The 17690-nt window shown below is 62.3% G+C and carries 15 protein-coding genes; 6 read left to right on the forward strand and 9 right to left on the reverse strand.

Annotated features, from left to right (window positions below):
* Positions 1 to 241: 241 nt before the first annotated feature.
* Positions 242 to 1702, forward strand: coding sequence for a membrane-bound lytic murein transglycosylase MltF (mltF, locus tag L1O02_RS25550; RefSeq protein WP_060837671.1), 1461 nt, complete (start codon positions 242 to 244; stop codon positions 1700 to 1702).
* Between the two features lie 66 nt (positions 1703 to 1768).
* Here mltF and pdxJ read toward each other — a convergent pair whose 3' ends face one another.
* The 8 genes from pdxJ to lptF all read right to left on the reverse strand — a co-directional run bounded on the left by pdxJ (position 1769) and on the right by lptF (position 10256).
* Positions 1769 to 2515 (reverse strand): pyridoxine 5'-phosphate synthase, encoded by a 747-nt coding sequence (gene pdxJ / locus L1O02_RS25555; protein ID WP_060842554.1) that lies wholly within the window; start codon positions 2513 to 2515, stop codon positions 1769 to 1771.
* 132 nt (positions 2516 to 2647) lie between these two features.
* Positions 2648 to 3337 carry a DNA repair protein RecO gene (gene recO, locus L1O02_RS25560; protein WP_108544398.1) on the reverse strand — a complete coding sequence of 230 codons (690 nt, stop codon included), beginning with the start codon at positions 3335 to 3337 and terminating at the stop codon, positions 2648 to 2650.
* 118 nt (positions 3338 to 3455) lie between these two features.
* The gene (era, locus tag L1O02_RS25565) at positions 3456 to 4358 is read right to left on the reverse strand and encodes a GTPase Era (protein WP_007932155.1); all 903 of its coding nucleotides are present in this window, start codon (positions 4356 to 4358) and stop codon (positions 3456 to 3458) included.
* On the reverse strand, positions 4351 to 5040 hold the full coding sequence (rnc, locus tag L1O02_RS25570) for a ribonuclease III (RefSeq protein WP_011059421.1): 690 nt from the start codon (positions 5038 to 5040) through the stop codon (positions 4351 to 4353). The genes era and rnc overlap by 8 nt, the downstream gene beginning before the upstream one ends.
* 215 nt (positions 5041 to 5255) lie before the next feature.
* Positions 5256 to 6110: a signal peptidase I gene (lepB, locus tag L1O02_RS25575; protein WP_060837668.1), complete on the reverse strand. Its 855-nt coding sequence runs from the start codon at positions 6108 to 6110 to the stop codon at positions 5256 to 5258.
* A gap of 5 nt (positions 6111 to 6115) precedes the next feature.
* Positions 6116 to 7915, reverse strand: a complete 1800-nt coding sequence (gene lepA / locus L1O02_RS25580) for a translation elongation factor 4 (RefSeq protein WP_060837667.1) — start codon at positions 7913 to 7915, stop codon at positions 6116 to 6118.
* A 168-nt stretch (positions 7916 to 8083) separates the two neighbouring features.
* On the reverse strand, positions 8084 to 9145 hold the full coding sequence (lptG, locus tag L1O02_RS25585) for an LPS export ABC transporter permease LptG (protein ID WP_235758918.1): 1062 nt from the start codon (positions 9143 to 9145) through the stop codon (positions 8084 to 8086).
* Positions 9138 to 10256, reverse strand: a complete 1119-nt coding sequence (gene lptF / locus L1O02_RS25590; RefSeq protein WP_060837665.1) for an LPS export ABC transporter permease LptF — start codon at positions 10254 to 10256, stop codon at positions 9138 to 9140. Before lptF ends, lptG begins: the two co-directional genes overlap by 8 nt.
* Before the next feature lie 306 nt (positions 10257 to 10562).
* Between lptF and L1O02_RS25595 the strand changes: the two genes are divergently transcribed.
* From L1O02_RS25595 to rlmF, 5 genes are all read left to right on the forward strand, one after another.
* Positions 10563 to 12053, forward strand: coding sequence for a leucyl aminopeptidase (locus tag L1O02_RS25595; RefSeq protein ID WP_060837664.1), 1491 nt, complete (start codon positions 10563 to 10565; stop codon positions 12051 to 12053).
* 60 nt (positions 12054 to 12113) lie between these two features.
* Positions 12114 to 12542: a DNA polymerase III subunit chi gene (locus L1O02_RS25600; protein WP_235758920.1), complete on the forward strand. Its 429-nt coding sequence runs from the start codon at positions 12114 to 12116 to the stop codon at positions 12540 to 12542.
* Positions 12543 to 12549: 7 nt separating this feature from the next.
* Positions 12550 to 13029, forward strand: coding sequence for a DNA polymerase III subunit chi (locus L1O02_RS25605; protein WP_235758922.1), 480 nt, complete (start codon positions 12550 to 12552; stop codon positions 13027 to 13029).
* Positions 13030 to 13148: 119 nt separating this feature from the next.
* Entirely contained in the window at positions 13149 to 15995 is a 2847-nt protein-coding gene (locus L1O02_RS25610) for a valine--tRNA ligase (protein ID WP_060837661.1), read from the forward strand.
* A 171-nt stretch (positions 15996 to 16166) separates the two neighbouring features.
* Positions 16167 to 17189 (forward strand): 23S rRNA (adenine(1618)-N(6))-methyltransferase RlmF, encoded by a 1023-nt coding sequence (rlmF, locus tag L1O02_RS25615; RefSeq protein ID WP_108544394.1) that lies wholly within the window; start codon positions 16167 to 16169, stop codon positions 17187 to 17189.
* 105 nt (positions 17190 to 17294) lie between these two features.
* On the opposite strand, the gene L1O02_RS25620 is transcribed toward rlmF, so the two are convergent.
* Positions 17295 to 17576 carry an HU family DNA-binding protein gene (locus tag L1O02_RS25620; RefSeq protein WP_003440137.1) on the reverse strand — a complete coding sequence of 94 codons (282 nt, stop codon included), beginning with the start codon at positions 17574 to 17576 and terminating at the stop codon, positions 17295 to 17297.
* Positions 17577 to 17690: the final 114 nt, after the last annotated feature.

Below are 17690 nucleotides of genomic sequence, written 5' to 3' on the forward strand. Positions count from 1 at the left end.
CTAACGTAAACCGTTGCCATCGGCACTCGAAACCCAACCCCGGGTGGCGCCCGGACGTCGGCCCGGCCCAGGCGCCCTATAACAAAGGCTCATCAGGGTCATTGCCGCGGGTTATTTTAATCGTCACATCAAGCACCGAGGCCCCATTCTTGAGGCCTCCAGCCCAGACCGCCGCTGGCTAGCAGACAAGCCCTTCGCTGTCGAGATATGGCGGCCGTTATCCTTTGCGTATACTGCGCCAATGTTTTCCCCTATGGCTTTACGTCCGCGCTGCGCCAAGTGGCTCATCGTAACCGGACTCTTCCTGATGCTCGGCGCCTGCGTTGAAAAACCCAGCACCCTTGAGCGCGTAAAGGAGGATGGTGTGCTGCGGGTGATCACCCGTAACAGCCCCGCCACCTACTTTCAGGACCGCAACGGCGAAACCGGCTTCGAATACGAGCTGGTGAAGCGCTTTGCCGACGATCTGGGCGTGGAGCTGAAGATCGAGACCGCCGACAACCTCGACGACCTGTACAACCAGTTGGGCCAGCCCAAAGGCCCGGTGCTGGCTGCCGCTGGCCTGGTGAGCAGCGAGCAGCGCAAACAGCAGGTGCGGTTTTCCCACCCTTACCTGGAAGTCACCCCGCAGATCATCTATCGCAACGGCCAGTCCCGCCCTACCAGCGCGCAGAACCTGGTGGGCAAGCACATCATGGTGCTCAAGGGCAGCAGCCACGCCGAACAACTGGCGGAACTCAAGCTCAAGTACCCCGGCATCGACTACGAAGAGTCGGACGCCGTCGAGGTCGTCGACCTGCTGCGCATGGTGGACGAAGGGCAGATCGACCTGACCCTGGTGGACTCCAACGAACTGGCGATGAACCAGGTGTACTTCCCCAACGTACGGGTCGCCTTCGACCTGGGGGATGCCCGCAGCCAGAGCTGGGCGGTAGCCGCCGGCGACGACAACAGCCTGCTCAACGAAATCAACAGTTTCCTCGACAAGGTGGAGAAGAACGGCACCCTGCAACGCCTCAAGGACCGCTATTACGGCCACGTGGACGTGCTCGGCTATGTCGGTGCCTACACCTTCGCCCAACACCTGCAGCAGCGTCTGCCCAAGTACGAGAAACACTTCAAGAATTCGGCCAAGCAGGAGAAGCTCGACTGGCGCCTGCTGGCGGCGGTGGGCTACCAGGAATCCATGTGGCAGGCCGAGGTCACCTCCAAGACCGGCGTGCGCGGGCTGATGATGCTGACCCAGAACACCGCCCAGGCCATGGGCGTGTCCAACCGCCTGGACCCCAAGCAGAGCATCAGTGGCGGGGCCAAGTACCTGGCTTATATCAAGGAGCAACTGGACGACAAGATCGAGGAGCCGGACCGCACCTGGTTCGCCCTCGCCGCCTACAACGTCGGCACCGGCCACCTGGACGACGCCCGCAAGCTGGCGGAAAGGGAAGGCCTGAATCCGAACAAATGGCTGGATGTGAAGAAAATGCTGCCACGGCTGTCGCAAAAGCAGTGGTACAGCAAGACCCGCTATGGCTACGCCCGGGGCGGCGAGCCGGTGCATTTCGTCGCCAACATCCGCCGCTACTACGACATCCTGACCTGGGTGACCCAGCCGCAGCTGGAAGGCGATCAGGTCGCCGAGGGCAACCTGCACGTGCCCGGGGTCAACAAGACCAAGCCGCCGGAAGACAATCCGCCGCTTTAACAGCCCTGGCCGGCCAGCCGACTCCTACAGAGATGGTGCAGGAGCCGGCTCGCCGGCGAAGGTCATTCAGGCCTTGGCCGCAGCCGCCAAAATCAGGGCCTTCATCTCCGCTACCGCACCCTTGAAGCCGACGAACAGGGCATGGGCCACCAGGGCGTGGCCGATGTTCAGCTCGTTGATGCCCTTGATCGCCGCCACCGCTTCGACGTTGTGGTAATGCAGGCCGTGGCCGGCATTGACGATCAGGCCCTGGGCCAGCCCCACGGCAACCCCGTCGACGATGCGCTGCAGCTCGTCCGCCACTTCACTCGGCGTCTGGGCATCGGCATAACGACCGGTGTGCAACTCGATGGCCGGCGCGCCGACGCGCTTGGAGGCTTCGATCTGGCGCTCGTCGGCATCGATGAACAGCGACACTTCGGAACCGATTTTCGACAAGCGCTCCACCGCCGCCTTGATCCGTGCCTCCTGCCCGGCCACGTCAAGACCGCCTTCTGTGGTCAGCTCCTGACGGGTTTCCGGCACCAGGCAGATATGCGCCGGGCGAATGCGCTCGGCGAACGCCATCATCTCTTCGGTGACGCCCATCTCGAAGTTCATGCGGGTCTGCAGCACGTCCTTGAGCAGCAGCACGTCGCGCTCCTGAATGTGCCGGCGATCTTCGCGCAGGTGCACGGTGATGCCGTCGGCACCCGCCTCTTCAGCATCCAGAGCGGCCTTGACCGGGTCAGGGTAACGCGTGCCGCGGGCCTGACGCAGGGTGGCAACGTGATCGATGTTCACGCCGAGAAGAATGCGATTGCTGGTGGTCACGGAAGCGCTCCTGGATAAATGAAAATTCGCCGCACAGCATACGGGGAGAACAGGGTCTGTTGCCATTTGCACGAACGCAGAATAAGCGCTGCACGTGGCCGGCCGCCGCCGACGGATAAGCGGCAAGTACACCTAGGGTTTGCGAAACAGCTCGCGACTGACCAGGGGCCGCCCGCCCAGGTGCACGGCCAGGGCCTGGCGCATCAGGCGCTTGGCGGCCGACAAGGCACCGGGAGCGCTCCAGTCGGCCTCGGCCATGGCCAACAGCTCGGTGCCATTGAACAGGCCCGGTTGCAGCAGGAAGACCTGCTCCAGTCCGGCATCCACCTGCAGGCGATACAGGCCATCGGCAGCGATGGGCGCGCCGTGGATGTCGCTGTCCAGGGCGAAGCCATAGCCCAGATCGTCCAGCAGGCGCCACTCAAAGGCCCGCAGCAGGGGCTCCAGGGGCCGGCCCTCGGCCAGGGCCAGCAAGGTGGCGGCGTAGTGGTCGAACACCGCCGGATGGGGATCTTCCGCCGGCAGCAGGCGGATCATCAGCTCATTCAGGTACAGGCCGCTGAACAGCGCTTCGCCGTTGAGCCAGGCGGCGATTCCGGCACTTTCCATGCGCCCGACGTTCTTCAGCTCGCCGCGGCCGCGAAACTCGACTTCCAGAGGAACGAAGGGTCGCGCCAGGGTACCGGCCTTGCCTCGTGCATTGCGCAGGACAGCGCGCAGGCGACCTTGCGGGGTGAGAAAATCCACCAGGGCGCTGCTTTCACGGTAAGCGCGGCTGTGCAGGACGTAGGCAAGCTGGCCGACTGGGGCGTTGCTGGACATGGTTGCGGGGGATCTCAGGGGCAGAGAGGGAACCGGGTCCGGAGAAGGAGGTGAAGCGGTTCGCCGACCAGCCGGCTCCTACAGGGTGTTGTAGGAGCCGGCTGGTCGGCGAAAGGTCTCAGAGGTCGCCGTAGCCCAGGGAACGCAAGGCGCGCTCGTCATCGGACCAGCCACCCTTGACCTTGACCCAGAGGTTGAGCATGACCTTGGAGTCGAACAGCAGCTCCATGTCCTTGCGCGCTTCCATGCCGATGCGCTTGATCCGCTCACCCTTGTCGCCAATGATGATTTTCTTCTGCCCATCGCGTTCGACAAGGATCAAGGCGTGGATATGCAGGGTCTTGCCCTGCTGCTTGAACTCTTCGATTTCCACGGTGATCTGGTACGGCAGCTCGGCACCCAGCTGGCGCATGATCTTCTCGCGCACCAGTTCGGCGGCGAGGAAGCGGCTGCTGCGGTCGGTGATCTGGTCTTCCGGGAAGAAGTGGTCGTTCTCCGGCAGGTGCTTGGCGATCAAGCCTTCCAGGGCTTCGAGGTTATGCCCCTGCTGCGCGGAGACCGGCACGATCTCGGCATTCGGCAGTTGCTCCTGCAGCCAGGTCAGGTGCGGCATCAGCTCGGCCTTGTCCTCGATGCGGTCGGTCTTGTTGATCGCCAGGATCACCGGCCCCTGCACGTACTGCACGCGCTCAAGGACCAATTGGTCCTCGTCGGTCCACTTGGTGCGGTCGACCACGAAGATCACCACGTCGACGTCTTTCAAGGCCGCCGAAGCGGTCTTGTTCATGTAGCGGTTCAGCGCCTTCTCGTTGCTCTTGTGCATGCCGGGGGTGTCGACGTAGATCGCCTGGATGGCGCCTTCGGTCTTGATGCCGAGCATGTTGTGACGAGTGGTCTGGGGCTTGCGCGAGGTGATCGCCAGCTTCTGGCCGAGGATGTGGTTGAGCAGCGTCGACTTGCCCACGTTGGGGCGGCCGACGATGGCGACATAGCCACAGCGTGTTGCGGTTGTATCAGTCATGGCCATTCTCCACGCCCAGGGCAATCAGTGCTGCAGCGGCCGCTACCTGTTCGGCAATACGACGGCTCACACCCTGACCTCGGCTTTTTTCATTCAATAAGGTGACTTCACATTCAACGAAGAATGTCCGGCAGTGCGGCTCGCCCTGGATATCCACCACTTCGTAGCGCGGCAGTTCGCAGGCACGGGACTGGAGGAACTCCTGCAGCCGGGTCTTGGGGTCCTTGTTGGTGTCCACCAGGGTCAGGCTCTCGAACTCCGAGGCCAGCCAGGACAGTACGCGGTCGCGGGCGGTTTCCATGCCGGCGTCCAGGTAGATCGCACCAATCAGGGCTTCCAGGGCATCGGCCAGGATCGATTCACGACGGAAACCGCCGCTCTTCAATTCGCCGGAACCCAGGCGCAGGTATTCGCCCAGGTCGAAACCGCGGGCCAGTACCGCCAGTGTTTCACCTTTCACCAGGCGCGCGCGCAAACGCGACAGCTGGCCTTCGCGGGCCTGGGGGAAGCGCTCGAACAACGCCTCGCCGGCCACGAAGTTGAGAATGGCATCACCGAGAAACTCGAGGCGCTCGTTGTTGCGCCCGGCAAAGCTGCGGTGAGTGAGGGCCAGGAGCATCAGTTCCTGGTCCTTGAAGGAATAGCCGAGCTGACGCTCGAGACGGCTCAAAGAAACGCTCACGGTTTACCCACACTGATTTCGTTGCCGAAACTCGCCATCCTAGGGGCCGCGCACGAAGTGCGGGTGGCAATTAACGCTGTGTTCAAATCCACATCCTGAATATCGTTGACTGCATGCTTCTGGCGATAAGGCTGTTACGGATGGCCCGAAGGCGCGCCGTTTTATACAAGAGCCAGAAAAGCATTCGGCGCTGTGTTCAACAGCGCCGTGTGTGATTACTTGATCAGGCCAACCCGCGAGAAATTCGGCAGGTGGCTGAGTTTCGGTTCGGGCCAGCTCATCCAGACTGCGAAGGCCTTGCCGACGATATTCTTGTCGGGAACCATGCCCAGCAGGTCTTTGGGAATACTCGGATCGTCCCAGTAGCGACTGTCGTTGGAGTTGTCGCGGTTGTCGCCCATCATGAAGTAGTGCCCGGCGGGTACCACCCAACGACCGTCCGGAGTGGCCCGATAGCGGCTCATTTCCTTGCGGATCAAGTGCTCGGCGGCACCGAGTTTCTCCTTGTACAGCTCAGCGCTGCCCAGGGTGCCGGGCTCAGCGCCGACCAACTGCTCCGCCACCGGCTGGCCGTTGACGAACAGATGCTTGTCGCTGGTGTAGCGCACTTCATCCCCCGGCAGGCCCACTACACGCTTGATGTAGTTGACGTTGGGGTCGCTTGGGTAGCGAAACACCATCACATCGCCACGTTGCGGATCACCGATCTCGATGACTTTCTTGTCGATCACCGGCAAGCGAATCCCGTAGGAGAACTTGTTCACCAGGATGAAGTCGCCGACATCCAGGGTCGGTTTCATCGAGCCCGACGGAATCTGGAACGGTTCCACCAGGAACGAACGCAGCACCAGAACAATGAACAACACCGGAAAGAACGACTTGCCGTATTCAACCAGCAGCGGTTCCTTGTTCAGCTTCTCGACCACCAGCCCATCCGGCTGGCTGACGCTGCCCTGATAGTTGGCGATGGCCGCGCGTCGACGCGGTGCGAGAAACACCAGATCGAGCAACGCCAAGAAACCGCATACGAAGACAGCGATGACCAGCAACAGCGGGAAATTTAGTGACATAGGACCTAACTATCCAACCTGAGCACGGCAAGGAAGGCTTCTTGTGGAATTTCCACGTTGCCCACTTGCTTCATGCGTTTCTTACCGGCCTTCTGCTTTTCCAACAGCTTGCGCTTACGGCTGACGTCGCCGCCGTAGCATTTGGCCAGTACGTTCTTTCTGAGGGCCTTGACGGTTGTCCGCGCCACAATCTGCCCGCCGATGGCGGCCTGGATTGCCACGTCAAACATCTGCCGAGGAATCAGATCTTTCATCTTCTCGGTCAACGCACGCCCTTTGTAGTGGGCGTTGTCACGGTGCACGATCAATGCCAGGGCATCGACCTTGTCGCCGTTGATCAATACATCCAGCTTGACCAGATTAGCTGACTGGTAGCGATCGAAGTGGTAATCCAGCGACGCGTAGCCGCGGCTGGTGGACTTCAGGCGATCGAAGAAATCCAGTACCACTTCGTTCATCGGCAGATCGTAGGTCACCTGGACCTGGCTGCCCAGGAACAGCATGTCATGCTGCACACCGCGTTTCTCGATGCACAGGGTTATGACGTTGCCCAGGTGCTCTTGCGGCACAAGGATATTGGCCCGCACGATCGGCTCGCGCATGTCTTCGATCGACGACAGGTCCGGAAGCTTGGACGGGTTGTCGACATAGATGGTTTCACCGGTCTTGAGCAGCAGCTCGAAGATCACCGTCGGCGCGGTGGTGATCAGGTCCAGGTCGTATTCGCGCTCCAGGCGCTCCTGGATGATCTCCATGTGCAGCATGCCGAGGAACCCGCAACGGAAGCCGAAGCCCAGGGCATCGGAGCTTTCCGGGGTGTACTGCAGCGACGAGTCGTTGAGGGTGAGCTTCTGCAGCGCTTCGCGGAAATCCTCGAAGTCATCGGAGCTGACCGGGAACAGGCCGGCATAGACCTGAGGCTGGATGCGCTTGAAGCCTGGCAGCACTTCCACGTCCGGGGTCGAACTCAAGGTCAGGGTGTCACCCACCGGCGCCCCGTGAATATCCTTGATGCCGGCGATGATGAAGCCCACTTCACCGGCCTTGAGGTCGGCAGTGGCGGTGTGTTTCGGGTTGAATACACCGACGCTGTCCACCAGGTGGATCTTGCCGGTGGACTTGACCAGGATCTTGTCGCCTTTCTTGACCCGGCCGTGACGCACACGCACCAGGGACACGACGCCCAGGTAGTTGTCGAACCAGGAGTCGATGATCAGCGCTTGCAGCGGGTCTTCGATATTGCCGGTCGGCGCCGGAATGGTGGTCACCAGGCGCTCGAGCACCTCGTCCACGCCCAGGCCGGTCTTGGCGCTGCAGGTCACGGCGTCGGTGGCATCGATACCGATGATCTTCTCGATCTCTTCCTTGACCCGCTCCGGATCGGCCTGTGGCAGGTCGATCTTGTTCAGCACCGGCATCACTTCCAGGCCCTGCTCGATGGCGGTGTAGCAGTTGGCTACCGACTGGGCTTCAACGCCCTGGCCGGCATCCACCACCAGCAGCGCACCTTCACAGGCCGCCAGGGAGCGACTGACTTCATAGGTGAAGTCCACGTGGCCCGGGGTATCGATGAAGTTCAGCTGGTAGGTAATGCCATCTTTGGCTTTGTAATAGAGGGTGACGCTGTGGGCCTTGATGGTGATCCCGCGCTCACGCTCAAGGTCCATGGAGTCCAGAACCTGGGCTTCCATTTCGCGCTCGGCCAGGCCGCCGCACATCTGGATGAAGCGATCGGCCAGAGTCGACTTGCCATGGTCAATGTGGGCGATGATGGAGAAATTGCGGATATGACTCAAATCACTCACGGATGAACACTCAAAAAGGCTGCAGGCATGGCCCGCCGAAAAATAGCCGGGAATTGTACCTGATACTCGGCACGAGCGTCACGCTCGCCTGTCAGCGTTTGTCAAATGCAAAAACGCCCCAATCCAGAGACCGGGGCGTTGCGCTTAAAACCTGGCGGAACCGCTAAATCAACCGGCCCGGCGCAGCAGCCAGAAGCCTGCAATGGCGCAGATGCCTGCCGGCACCAGCACCGCAAACAGCGGCGAGAAGCCAAAAACCAGGCTCGAAGGCCCCAGCAGGTCCTGGGCGATGCGGAAAGTGAACCCCACCAGCACGCCGGTGAACACGCGCTGACCGAGGGTCACCGAACGCAGCGGGCCGAAGATGAAGGAAATCGCCATCAATACCAGGGCCGCCGTCACCAGGGGCTGCAGGACCTTGACCCAGAACGCCAGCCAGTAGCGACCGTTGTTCAGCCCCTGATCCGCCAGGTAATGGATGTAGCCCCACAAGCCAGTGATCGACAGGGACTCCGGCGCCATCACCACGGTGCTCAGCAGTTGCGGGCTCAGGGCCACGTCCCAGCGCTCGTCGGGCGCGCTGATGACTTCGGTGTGACCTTCACGGAAATAGGTGGTGGTGACATCCGTCAACTGCCAGTAGCTCTCATGGAAGCGCGCCTGGCGGGCGAAGCTCGACGACAGCATGTGGTGATTGTCATCGAAGTGGTAGCGGGTCACGCCATACAGCAAGCCATTGGGTTGCACGGCGTTGATGTGGATGAACTCCTCGCCCTGACGGTGCCACAGGCCATGCTTGGAACTCTGGGCATCGCCGGAACCCTGTGCCAGGGCGCGACTGGCCTGGGCCTGGGTCTCGGTGGCCGGCGCCACGTACTCGCCCACCAGCACCCCCACCAGCATCAGCACCAGCATGGGCTTCATGACCGCCCAGACGATACGACCGACGGAGACACCGGCGGCACGCATGATGGTCAGCTCACTGTTGCTGGCCAAAGAGCCCAGGCCGATCAGACAGCCGATCAGAGCCGCCATCGGCAGCATCTCGTACACCCGGCGCGGAGCGGTGAGGACGACGTAGCTCATCACGTCCATCACGGTGTAGGTATCGCTGACGCTGCCCATCTCATCGATGAAGGCAAACAGCGAGGCCAGCCCGAGGATGATCCCCAGGACTGCAAGAATGGCCATGAACACACTGCTACCGATGTAGCGATCGAGCTTAACCACGAGCCATCTCCTTCACGCTGCGACGACTCGCCATTTTCAACCGCATCGGTTCCCAGTACATCAAGCCCAGGCCAATGGCCAGGAACAGCAGGTGAACCCACCACAGCCCCAGGGCAGGCGAGATCTTGCCTTTCTCCAGGGCACCGCGCACCGCGATCAGGATGGTCAGGTACGCCATGTACAGCAGAATGGCCGGGATCAGCTTGAGGAAGCGGCCCTGGCGCGGATTGACCCGGGACAGCGGCACCGCCATCAGGGTCACGATGAAGACCAGCAACGGCAGGGACAGGCGCCATTGCAGTTCGGCGCGGGCCCGCAGGTCGTCCTTGCCGATCAGGTCGCGGGTCGGCATGGCGTCGCGATCGGTGACTTCGTCGCTGACGTCCGGACGCTCCAGCAGCACGCCGTAGGTGTCGTACTTGATCACCCGGTAGTTGGCCTCGCCCGGGTTGCCGTCATAGCGGTAGCCGTTCTCCAGGATCAGGTAACGATTGCCGTCGGGCCGGATGTCCTGATGGCCCTTCTCGGCCACCAGCACCGAGATGCCCTGGTCCTTCTTTTCCTGATTCAGGCGTTTTTCGGAGATGAACACCCCGGAAAGATTGGTCCGGTCTTCCGACAACTGCTCGGTGTAAGTCACCCGGCTGCCGTCGTTGAGCGCCTGAAAGCGTCCGGCCACCAGGGTGTCGAACTCGGTCAGGGCATCCTGCTTGTTCAGCAGCAACTGGAACTGATTGGCTCCCTGCGGCGCCAGGCTCAGGCTCAGCCACGCCACCACCAGCGCCACCAGGGCCGCCGGAACCATGGTCATGCCCAGCAGGCGCTGCTGGCTCATGCCGGTCGCGGACAACACGGTCATCTCGCTTTCGAGATAAAGCCGGCCATAAGCCAGAAGAATGCCGAGGAACAGCCCCAGCGGCAGGATCAGTTGCAGGAAGCCCGGCAGACGAAAGCCCATGATCAGGAACAGCGAGCCCGGATCCAGAGCACCCGAGGCGGCTTGAGCGAGGAACTTGACGAAGCGCCCGCTCATGATGATGACCAGCAGCACCGCACTCACGGCACTCAGGGTCAGCAGGATTTCGCGGGATAGATAACGAAAGACGATCAAACCAGACACTCCAGGGTTGTCAGGCTAAGGCGGCCGAACAAGCAAACGTATCGAGCCGGCTCCAAATTGCAGAGCCGCCGAAAAAGATGGCGCATTATCCTGTGATTGCGCGCGCCTGTCACGGAGGATGCTCTCCCGGCGCTCTAAAGCGGCGAACTTGGCCGATACGAGGGTTGTCAGCCGCGACCGGCGAGGTTCAAACTGGCGGCTTTGTCGTCGCCAGCACGCGACGCCTTCTTCTATATAGATAAGCCCCGCGCCGGAGTCTTTCCTGCGCTCTTAGACCATTCATTCAGGGACCCGGACATGGAACTGGTTGTAAAAAGCGTTAGCCCGGAAACGTTGAAGACCGCCACCCTGGTGGTCGCCATCGGCGAAGACCGCAAGCTCGGCACCGTCGCCAAGCAACTCGACGAACTCAGCGGCGGCGCCATCAGCGCCGTACTCAAGCGCGGCGACCTGGCCGGCAAGGTCGGCCAGAGCCTGCTGCTGCACGGCGTGGCCAAGCTCAAGGCCGAACGCGTGCTGCTGGTCGGCACCGGCAAGGATGGCGAACTGGGCGACCGCCCGTTCCGCAAGCTCATCAGTGGCGTACTGAGCACGCTCAAGGGCCTGGGCGGCAGCGACGCCGTGCTGGCTCTGGACGAAGTCGTGGTCAAGGGCCGCGACAGCTACGGCAAGACCCGCCTGCTGGCTGAAACCCTGGTGGACGGTGGCTATGTCTTCGACCGCTACAAGAGCCAGAAGGCCGAACCTCGCGCCCTGAAGAAAATCACCCTGCTGACCATCAAGGCCGCCGAGGCGGAAGTCCAGCGTGGCGTGACCCACGCCCAGGCCATCGCCAAGGGCATGGCCTTCACTCGCGACCTGGGCAACCTGCCGCCGAACGTCTGCCACCCGACCTTCCTCGGCGAACAGGCCAAGGCCCTGGGTAAAGAGTTCAAGGGCCTGAAAGTCGAAGTCCTCGACGAGAAGAAGATCAAGGAACTGGGCATGGGCTCGTTCTATGCCGTGGGCCAGGGCAGCGACCAGCCGCCACGCCTGATCGTCATGCAGTACAACGGCGGTAAGAAGTCCGAGAAGCCATTCGCCCTGGTGGGCAAGGGCATCACCTTCGACACCGGCGGCATCAGCCTCAAGCCCGGCGCCGGCATGGATGAGATGAAATACGACATGGGCGGCGCCGCCAGCGTGTTCGGCACCCTGCGTGCGGTGCTGGAGCTCAAGCTGCCGATCAACCTGGTGTGCATCCTCGCCTGCGCCGAGAACATGCCCAGCGGCGGCGCTTCCCGTCCTGGCGACATCGTCACCACCATGAGCGGCCAGACCGTGGAAATCCTCAACACCGACGCCGAAGGCCGCCTGGTGCTGTGTGACGCCCTGACCTACGCCGAACGCTTCAAGCCTCAGGCCGTGATCGACATCGCCACCCTCACCGGTGCCTGCATCGTGGCCCTGGGCGCCCATACTTCGGGCCTGCTGGGCAACAACGACGAACTGATCGAGCAACTGCTCAGCGCCGGCCGGCAAGCCGACGACCGCGCCTGGCAACTGCCGCTGTTCGACGAGTACCAGGAGCAGCTGGACAGCCCGTTCGCCGACATTGCCAACATCGGCGGACCGAAGGCCGGCACCATCACTGCCGCCTGCTTCCTCTCGCGCTTCACCAAGAACCTGAACTGGGCACACCTGGACATCGCCGGCACCGCCTGGACCAGCGGCGGCAAGGACAAGGGCGCCACCGGCCGTCCGGTTCCCCTGCTGACCCAATACCTGCTGGACCGCGCCAAAGCCTGAAAACCATGACCGCGGAGGGTGTCGCTTGAAAGCGGCGCCCTCTCCGGCTCAGGAACCCCAATGACCACAGTCGACTTTTATATCCTTCCCAGCGCGGACCCCGCGGCGCGCCTGGATTTTGCCTGCAAGCTCACCGACAAGGCCTGGCGCATGGGCCACCGCATCTACCTGCATTGCAGCGATGCCGCGCAACGGGATGAACTCGATGCCCGCCTGTGGCGCTTCAAGGGCGAAACCTTCGTCCCCCACGGCCCGGCGGAAAGCGAACCCGAAGGCTTGATCGTCCTCGGCCTGGGCCAGGACCCCGGCGAACACAACGACCTGCTGGTGAACCTGGACCTGAAAGTACCGGCCTTCGCCCCGCGCTTTGCCCGAATTGCCGAGGTCGTGGTGGAAGACCCGACTATTCGTCAGGCGGCCCGCGAGAGTTTCCGTTTCTATCGCGAACAGGGCTATCCTCTGCAAGATCACCGTTTACAGCGACTCTGAGCACCCGATGGACACTCCCAACCCGCTGCAAAAACCCGCGCACCTGCTGGACGACCTCGAGTCGATCCGTCAACTGCTCGGTGATGACAACCTGCAACCACCGCTGCTGACCGAGACCGTGAGCAGTGAAGTGCAAATCCCCCTGCTGTTCGACATGGTGGGCAGCCAGCAACCGGCCACCACCGAAACCGCCCCTGCCGTGCCAGCCAAACCGCAACCTGCGCCGACCCCGGCTCAAGTCGCAGCACCAGCACCAACCCCTGCTGCGCCCGCGGCTCCCGCGCCAACGCCGGCAGCCAAACCCGCAGCCGCCAGCAACAGTGCCGACGCCCTGCTGCATCTGGACACCGAGCTGCGCGCCGCCGCGCAATTGATCATGCAAGACGTGATCGACGACTTCGCCCCACACATCGAAACCGAGATCAAGCGTCGCCTCGACGCCCGCCTGGAACGCCTGCTCGCAGCAGCCACCAGCGGCAAACCATAAGCCACACGCAAAAGCCGGGCATGGCCATCTTGTCGCTTGCCGCTTGTGGCTTGCTGCTGCCGCCCTCCGCTATACTTCCCGGCTTTTCCTGAATAAATGCCAATAGGGTCCCGCCGCGCATGGATAAGACCTACCAGCCGCACGCCATTGAAACTTCCTGGTACCAGACCTGGGAGTCCGAGAACTACTTCGCCCCGCAAGGCGCGGGCGACTCCTACACCATCATGATCCCGCCGCCGAACGTCACCGGCAGCCTGCACATGGGCCACGGCTTCAACAACGCGATCATGGACGCCCTGATCCGCTTCCGCCGCATGCAGGGTCGCAACACCCTGTGGCAGCCGGGCACCGACCACGCCGGTATCGCCACCCAGATGCTGGTGGAGCGCCAGATCGAAGCCCAGGGCCAGAATCGTCACGATCTGGGCCGGGAAAAGTTCCTCGAAAAAGTCTGGGAATGGAAGGATCAGTCCGGGGGCAACATCAGCCGCCAGATCCGCCGCCTGGGCTCCTCCGTGGACTGGAGCCGCGAGCGCTTCACCATGGACGACGGTCTCTCGGAAGCGGTCAAGGAAGCCTTCGTGCGCCTGCACGAAGACGGCCTGATCTACCGCGGCAAGCGCCTGGTGAACTGGGACACCAAGCTGCACACGGCGATTTCCGATCTGGAAGTGGAAAACCACGACGAGAAAGGCTTCCTGTGGAACCTCAAGTACCCACTGGCCGACGGCGCCAAGACCGCTGAAGGCAACGACTACCTGATTGTCGCCACCACCCGTCCGGAAACCATGCTCGGCGACTCCGCCGTCGCGGTGAACCCCGAAGACGAGCGCTACAAGGCCCTGATCGGCCAGTTCGTCGAACTGCCCCTGGTCGGCCGGCGCATCCCGATCATCGCCGACGACTACTGCGACCCTGAATTCGGCACCGGCTGCGTGAAGATCACCCCGGCCCACGACTTCAACGACTACGAAGTCGGCAAGCGCCACAACCTGCCGCTGCTGAACATCTTCGACAAGAACGCCGCCGTGTTGCCGGCCTGCCAGGTGTTCAACCTGGACGGCAGCCTCAACGAAACCGTCGACGGCAAGATCCCGGCCGAGTACGTCGGCCTGGACCGCTTCGAAGCGCGCAAGCAGATCGTGGCCGCCTTCGACGCCGCCGGCCTGCTGGTCAGCGTCGACGACCACGCCCTGAAAGTGCCGAAGGGCGACCGCTCCGGCACCGTGATCGAGCCGTGGCTCACCGACCAGTGGTACGTCTCCACCAAGCCTCTGGCCGAGCCTGCCATCGCCGCCGTGGAAGACGGCCGCATCGCCTTCGTGCCCAAGCAGTACGAAAACATGTACTTCTCCTGGATGCGCGACATTCAGGATTGGTGCATCAGCCGCCAGCTGTGGTGGGGCCATCGCATTCCGGCCTGGTACGACGAGTCCGGCAAGGTCTATGTCGGCCGCGACGAAGCCGAAGTGCGGGCCAAGCACAACCTCGGTCCGGACGTTGCCCTGCAGCAGGACAACGACGTACTCGACACCTGGTTCAGTTCGGGCCTGTGGACCTTCTCCACCCTGGGCTGGCCGGAGCAGACCGAGTTCCTCAAGACCTTCCACCCGACCGACGTGCTGGTCACCGGCTTCGACATCATTTTCTTCTGGGTCGCCCGGATGATCATGCTCACCATGCACCTGGTGAAGAACGAGGACGGCACGCCGCAGGTTCCGTTCAAGACCGTGTACGTGCACGGCCTGGTCCGCGACGGCCAGGGCCAGAAGATGTCCAAGTCCAAGGGCAACGTCCTCGACCCGCTGGACATCATCGACGGCATCGACCTCGAAACCCTGGTGCAGAAGCGCACCACCGGCCTGATGCAGCCCAAGTTGCAGAAAGCCATTGAGAAGCAGACCCGCGCCGAATTCGCCGACGGCATCGCCAGCTATGGCACCGACGCCCTGCGCTTCACCTTCTGCTCCCTGGCCACCACCGGCCGCGACATCAAGTTCGACATGGGTCGCGTCGAGGGTTACCGCAACTTCTGCAACAAGATCTGGAACGCCGCGCGCTACGTGCTGGACAAGGGCGAGGACTGCGGCCAGAACGGCGAGGCCTATGAGCTGTCCCTGGCGGACCGCTGGATCATCTCCCAGCTGCAGCGCACCGAAGCCGAAGTCACCCGCCAGCTCGACCAGTTCCGTTTCGACCTGGCCGCCCAGGCCCTGTACGAGTTCATCTGGAACCAGTACTGCGACTGGTACCTGGAGCTGTCCAAGCCGGTGCTGTGGGACGAGAACTCGCCGGTTGAACGCCAGCGTGGCACCCGTCGCACCCTGGTGCGGGTACTGGAAGTGGCCCTGCGCCTGGCGCATCCGTTCATGCCGTTCATCACCGAAGAGATCTGGCAGCGCCTGGCGCCGCTGGCCGGTAGCACCGGCAAGACCATCATGCTGCAACCCTGGCCAGTGGCTAACGAAGCCCGCATCGACCAGGCCGCCGAAGACGACATCGAATGGCTCAAGGGCCTGATGCTCGGCACTCGCAACATTCGCGCGGAAATGAACATCGGTCCGGGCAAGCCCCTGGCCCTGTTCCTGAAGAACGCCGGTGCCGAAGACCAGCGTCGCCTGACCGAGAACGAAGCCTTGCTGAAGAAGCTGGCCAAGCTCGAATCCATCACCGTACTGGGCGCCGGCGACGAAGCACCGCTGTCCGCCACCGCCCTGGTGGGCGAGATGGAAGTGCTGGTACCGATGGCCGGCCTCATCGACAAGGGCGCGGAACTGGCCCGTCTGGACAAGGAAATCCAGCGCCTGCAAGGCGAAGTGCAGCGCGTGGGCGGCAAACTGTCCAACGCTTCCTTCGTCGACAAGGCACCGGCGGAAGTGATCGAGAAGGAACGCGCCAAACTGGCCGAGGCCGAACAGGCCCTGGGCAAGCTGGCGGAACAGCACGCACGGATTTCCAGCCTGTAACGAATATTCGCGCAGTGTGAAAAAGGGAGGCCCATACAGGCCTCCCTTTTTTGTGCCCCTTGTCTTGGGCGGCGCGGAGGCAGGCATCACTTGTCGCTCACCGCTTGAAACTTACCGCTGCTCCTGTGTGACAATGCCCGCCACTTTGAACCAGCCCCGAATCGATCCCCCATGACCGCCCCCAGCACACCCAAGCCTGCGCGCAAAAAGCCCAAGCCCGCCGCCCCAAAAACCGCCGCGCCCCGGGAAAAGGCCAGCCTGCATCCGCGCAATCGTCACCAGGGGCGTTACGACTTCCCGCAACTGATCAAGAGCACCCCGGAACTGGGGCAGTTCGTGATCCTCAATCCCTACGGCAAGGAAAGCATCGATTTTGCCGACCCGGCGGCCGTGCGGGTGTTCAACCGCGCCCTGCTCAAGGCCTTCTACGGCATTGCCCACTGGGACATTCCGGCGGACTTCCTGTGCCCACCCGTGCCCGGTCGCGCCGACTACGTGCATTTCCTCGCCGACCTGCTGGCCAGCCACAACCAGGGTGAAATCCCGCGTGGCGCGGCGGTACGGGTGCTGGACGTCGGGGTCGGCGCCAACTGCATCTACCCGCTGATCGGCTACAGCGACTACCGCTGGCAGTTCCTCGGTTCGGACATCGACAGCACCGCCCTGGCCGCCGCCAAGGCCATCGTCCAGGCCAACGGCTTGAACAAGGCCATCAGCCTGCGCCAGCAGGGCAATCCCAGGCAGATCCTCAACGGCCTGCTGGAAAGCACCGAGCGTTTCGACCTGACCATGTGCAACCCGCCGTTCCACGCCTCCCTGGATGAAGCCACCCGCGGTAGCCAGCGCAAATGGCGAGCCCTGGGCAAGGCCGATCCCAAGCGCAAGCTGCCGGTGCTGAACTTTGGCGGGCAGGCCCGGGAGCTGTGGTGCGAAGGTGGCGAGATCCGCTTCGTCAGCCAGTTGATCAGCGAGAGCGCAAACGTCGGCCAGCAAGTGCTGTGGTTCAGCACCCTGGTGTCAAAGGCTTCGAACCTGCCGGCGATTGAAAGCGCACTGAAAAAGGCCGGCGCCCTGGAAAGCCAGGTGGTGGAGATGTCCCAGGGACAGAAACAGAGCCGCTTCGTCGCCTGGACCTTCAAGGACAAGGCACAGCAACAGGCCTGGAGTCAGGAACGCTGGGTCAGGAAGAACTGAGGAAAAACTTGAGAGGCGGGGGAGGCAAAGACGATTCACCTTGCGTGAATCGGTGTCACACAAACCGTGCCCGGAGAACTTCTGAGCACGGTTTCACTGCAAGTCTTACTTGTTAACAGCGTCGGTCAGGCCTTTAGCCACAACCAGCTTGATAACTTTCTTGGCAGCGATTTCGATGGCAGCGCCAGTCGATGGGTTACGGCCAGTACGGGCAGGACGCTCGGTCACTTTCAGCTTGCCGATACCTGGCAGAGTGATTTCGCCGCCATTTTCCAATTGATCAGCAACGATCTGGGCCAGTTGGTCCAGAGCGTTACGCGCGGTGGTTTTCGGCGCGTCGATAGCTTCAGCGATATCAGCGATCAGTTGGTCTTTAGTAATAGCCATTGTGGTGTTCCTTCCCTATCAAATTCATTTGGATTGCAGAGTGCAGTGTCAGCCATCGAGCCAGATCTTGTGAATCTGGCACCCCGGTTACAACCACGACAGATCGGGGTTATA

It is taken from the genome of Pseudomonas sp. BC42, from assembly GCF_021560055.1.
GTDB lineage: Bacteria > Pseudomonadota > Gammaproteobacteria > Pseudomonadales > Pseudomonadaceae > Aquipseudomonas.